This is a genomic window from Achromobacter kerstersii, assembly GCF_902859595.1.
In the GTDB taxonomy this organism is placed as follows: Bacteria; Pseudomonadota; Gammaproteobacteria; order Burkholderiales; family Burkholderiaceae_B; genus Achromobacter; species Achromobacter kerstersii.
Map to the genome: position 1 here is coordinate 1 of NZ_CADIJQ010000028.1, position 4180 is coordinate 4180.

5 protein-coding genes are annotated in these 4180 nt (G+C 59.7%); all 5 read right to left on the reverse strand.

Annotated elements, in window-relative coordinates; genetic code table 11:
• On the reverse strand, nt 1-422 hold a 422-nt coding region (locus tag HV765_RS31555), incomplete at its 3' end, for a prepilin-type N-terminal cleavage/methylation domain-containing protein (RefSeq protein WP_254600793.1).
• Nucleotides 423-461: 39 nt separating this feature from the next.
• Complete coding sequence (locus tag HV765_RS31560; protein ID WP_175172184.1) at nt 462-1562, reverse strand: hypothetical protein; 1101 nt, start codon at nt 1560-1562, stop codon at nt 462-464.
• On the reverse strand, nt 1559-3352 hold the full coding sequence (locus HV765_RS31565) for an ATPase, T2SS/T4P/T4SS family (protein ID WP_175172186.1): 1794 nt from the start codon (nt 3350-3352) through the stop codon (nt 1559-1561). Before HV765_RS31565 ends, HV765_RS31560 begins: the two co-directional genes overlap by 4 nt.
• Entirely contained in the window at nt 3349-3885 is a 537-nt protein-coding gene (locus HV765_RS31570; RefSeq protein ID WP_175172188.1) for a hypothetical protein, read from the reverse strand. The genes HV765_RS31565 and HV765_RS31570 overlap by 4 nt, the downstream gene beginning before the upstream one ends.
• A partial coding sequence (locus HV765_RS31575) for a hypothetical protein (RefSeq protein ID WP_175172190.1) occupies nt 3869-4180 on the reverse strand: 312 nt, incomplete at its 5' end. The genes HV765_RS31570 and HV765_RS31575, both read right to left, overlap by 17 nt.

A 4180-nucleotide genomic window follows, 5' to 3' on the forward strand; every position in this document is an offset into this window, starting at 1 on the left:
ACCGGCCCGATTGTGATGGTTCCGTTCGAGCCCACGCCAGAGCCGCCCAGGCGGTGCGCCACCGTGGCGCCGTTCACCTTGAAGACGGAAGACTCGGCCATTGCAGGCGCCAGATTGGACGCATTGTTGATGGCTGCGTAAGGCGTGACGGAGTCGCCTTCGCCCAGCAAGCGCGTCGCCGTCATGAAGCGCTGGAGTTCGGCAGCCGCCGGCCCGACCCGGGTTTGGACGAAGAATCCTTTGATGGAGGGCATGCTTATCATGATGAGGACGCCGATAAGTACGAGCACCGCGGCGAGTTCAACAAGGGTGAATCCTCCTTGGCGGAGGCGCTGGCGGGCAACGCGTGTATTGATGACTTGCAGTTGCATGGTGGTGTGCTTCATGTTGATTTCCAGATACTCAGGATTTGTGGTGACCATCGGCAAGATGGCCGCGATCAGAATTGAGGGTCGGGCACGCTAGCTCATCGAGTCGAGCAATGCGGCGTTTTGCATATCCCAGAGCACGCTTTGATGCCACCCCAAGATGCCCGCCATTGCCAAGACGGCGAGGATCAGAATGACCCAGCGGAGCACTTTCGCCCGCGTTTCGACATGCTTTAGGACAACGGACTCCATTCGGACACGAGTCTTCTGCAATGCGGCGTCCAAGCCCTGGGTGCCTGCAAGATCCTCGAGGTACCAATAGGTCTCCCGGTCCATCAGTCCAACGTCAAAGACCTGCGCGCCTGATTTCGAGTCTTCGAGTCGGTGCTGAATGGCCTGCAAGCGGCCCGTTAGCCAACGAGAAGCCCCGTCGAACTGGAGTTCAATGGCCTCACGTAGCTGCATGGTTTTTCCGGTCCTTGGTTTAACCGCGGTTGCCGCGGTGCTGATGACACCAATGCCCTGAACGTCCCGATAAAGGCGATAGGGCCCCCATCTATCTAGGAACCTTCGTATCGGACCGTCCAGGTAGGGGAACGAGAGCTTGAATGCGATTCCAACTACAAGTGCCCCAAACCAAAGACGAATGCCCTTTTGCCGTATCCATTCGGCAAGATCAAAGAATGCATGGGTGGACGCGCTCAGGTAAGCGCGGGGGACAGCAGGTAATGTGTCGACGATCATCGGGGCAGTGACGTAGGGAAGCGCGACCATAACCACGAGCCATAACACGATCACTGCGATCAGGGAGGTCAGCAGCGTCGTGATCAAGATCCAGCGGAGCTTGGAGTTCAACCGTACGAGGCTGGCCATATCGCGCAGGCCGCTTGATAGGACCGCTTGGTCTTGGCCCTGTAACGAGACAAATTCGGCGACTTCCTTTGGGGGGAGCGTGCCGTGGAGCGTTTTCCCGATGTTGCCCGTTTCGACAATCTTGTGTGCCCAGTATGTCGAAAGGACCCCCCGTGCGCTCCGCCCATAGCGCTGGGCGTCTCCGTCAAGAATGTTCAAGATCGTGCGCTTTCCCTGGGTGTCCTCGGCTATGTCCGCCAGGTACTCATACCAGTCGGCTCGCTTTCGAGCGAACTTTCGCGCGGCTTGCCCAACTCTTGTGAGTACGAACGGCAGTTTCATTCCGGTTTCCTTTCACGTAATAGCGTCGCAAAAGCCTGGAAATGCGGCTCGATGTCCCGTGGATCGATCAGGCCTTGACTCATTTTGTAGACAGCGCAGTCCATGGTGGTCTTGCCTTCCATGTCGGGGTGGTCATATGCGGCCGTCCTGTGACCGGCGTAAATCTCCCGTAGACGTAGCTCATCGCCGCTGCTGATGGCACGAAGCGCTTCTGGATCTGAAGACGGTTCGAACATTTCAGCGACAACTGTCCGACCGGCGTACCCGAACAGCTCCGGAATCCCTTTGATTCGACATTTCTCACAACCGTCCGGATTGCGAACTTTGATGCGACCGCTGCCGAAGTCGTACAGGGTTTCGATAACGTCTAGGTAGCGGGCCCAGTCATCGCGTGATCGGCGCACTCCCAATCTATCGGCGGCGCCTTCCAGCAGTGAATCTGCCGGCAGTGCGCAGTCGCAGGTGACCGGCATCAGTGCTTGGTGCGAGAGCAGCTTCAGAACGCCGGGCGTGCCCAAAGTCGTTCGCGGAACGCCGATTTCGCTGGAGGCAAATCGCTGCGGAATTGAGAGCGCGTGGCCAACGTGCGTCGTTGTATAGAGACTGCTTCCCGATAAGACGATGTCCTGAAACGCCGATCCGGTAAGCGAATCGCGGATTTCGCCAAGAAAGACGTCGCTCGCAGCAGCGCGCTTGAGTGCCATAAGCTTGGACCGCATCGTGTCGCGGTCCGAGCCATCAAGCGATCGAGAGACACTGGCGGCCAACGCGCGCGGAATGGTCAGTTCGACGGGATCTTCGATCGTCATGACCTTGCGTGTTGCGGGCAGCCGCACGATCAATTGGGCGTTGGTGACGGTCTTTCCCGATCCCGGAATGCCGCCCGTCACGATGGCGCCGCCCATGCTTTGCAGGCACCGTTGAAATTTTGCGACGTGCGAAGGCAGGAAGCCCAGGGTTTCCATGTCCACCGGCTCAACTTTGGCGTCCATGTCCAGAATCCGCAGGGTGATGGACGGTCCCTTGTCCGCCACAAATGATCCCCAGCGCAGCATGTAAGAGCGGTCGTCCACAACTTCGTAAAGCCGACCCTGCTGTTCATTGGTCATATCGAGGAATAGCCCGCTGCCGCCGTGGACGTCCAACCAGGCGACGTTGCCCATTTCGATGAGGCGTTCGGTCGGCATCGCCAACTGTTTGGGCGTTGTGTATTGCCCGTCGATCGTCACGCTTACGTGAGAGATTGCCGCCGTGGTGTCGATGTTCAAGTGCATGTCGCTCGCTCCGTTACGGACGGCCCAAGCGGCCAAGTCATGGAACCCGACGCGCACCGCGGAGCGTGCGCCGAGCGCTCGCGTCTTGGACGTGCGCTGCTTAACGTCCTTGGCCTGCATGCGCTCCCGTACTAATGCAAGCAACACGACGGGGTTAACTGTGTACACGTCCACGTTGCCACGCCCTGTGGCCTCCCGAGCGCGTTGGAGAACGGCACGGTATAGGTCGGAGTCCTGTTCCCCTTGCTTGACGAAGACTACGTACCGCTCACCTTCGAGTTCTGCCACGCACGCTTTAGCGGCAGCTTCGGATCCGCACCAATCGACGCGGAGCAGCTCGAACGCGGGGCGCATGTTCTCGACGTCTTCGAAAGAGTCAAGATGGCCTTCTGGAGAATCGTCAGTTTGGATAGGCGTCAGCGACATGCTCAGGACCGGCGCCGGCTCTTCTTCGCGAAAGCCGACGCGCAACATGCGCGTCATTCGCCGAGCCCATTGGAAAATGCTGAACTTCATGGTGCCCTCTCGTCTAGGCAATAGGTGAACGTCTCTTCCTCTTGAGACAGGAACGTGGCGCAGGGAGGGGAAATCTCCAGCAGACGCAAGCCCTGGCCAGCGCCTGTTACCGGTGCGGCTTTCCCGGTCAGATACACGGCCTGTCTGTTTTCCAGTTGCACATGCGCTGCGAGGTGGCGTCCAACGCCCACGATGGCAATTAGCCGCGCCAGGCGTTGTTTCGGCGGTGATGCTGAGGGCGCGGCTGCCTGTTCCGCATCCGCCGGCGTGATTCCTGTCACGGACGGCACTGCGAGCGGCGTGCCAGCAAAAGCAGTCTTCGACTTCTCGCGTTCAATGGCGAGCGCCTGTTTTGCGTCATGCTCCAGCAGCTCGCGCACCAGGTGGCTTGGCGGCGCAGCAGGAGCTTCAGGCGCCACGGAGAGATTGTCGGATTGCGCCGATACGCCGGCAGGTAGGGCAATCGCCAGGGCGAGGCCCGCCAGACAAAGGGCGAGCCGATTGCGCAGCGAAGTTTCACGGCGCGAGTACATAGATATCTCCTTTCAAGGTGGCCGAGAACGCGCTCGCGGCGAGTCCGGGGGCTGAGTCCGGCTGGTAACGCACATGCAACTGCGTTATCTGGGTTGTCGTCGGCAAGGCCAGACCATAGAGCGAGCGCAGGGGCGCATTGATCACCAGTGCGCGGCTGGCGGGCAGCTTCGTGCCCGATGGCATCGGCACAGGTTCTTCCAGGCCGTTGGGCAACTTGATGTTGGGCACGAGAATCTGCACGCTCGCCGGCTTTGCCAGCGTGAAGTCTTGCAATGCGGGCCGAAGCGCTTGCCA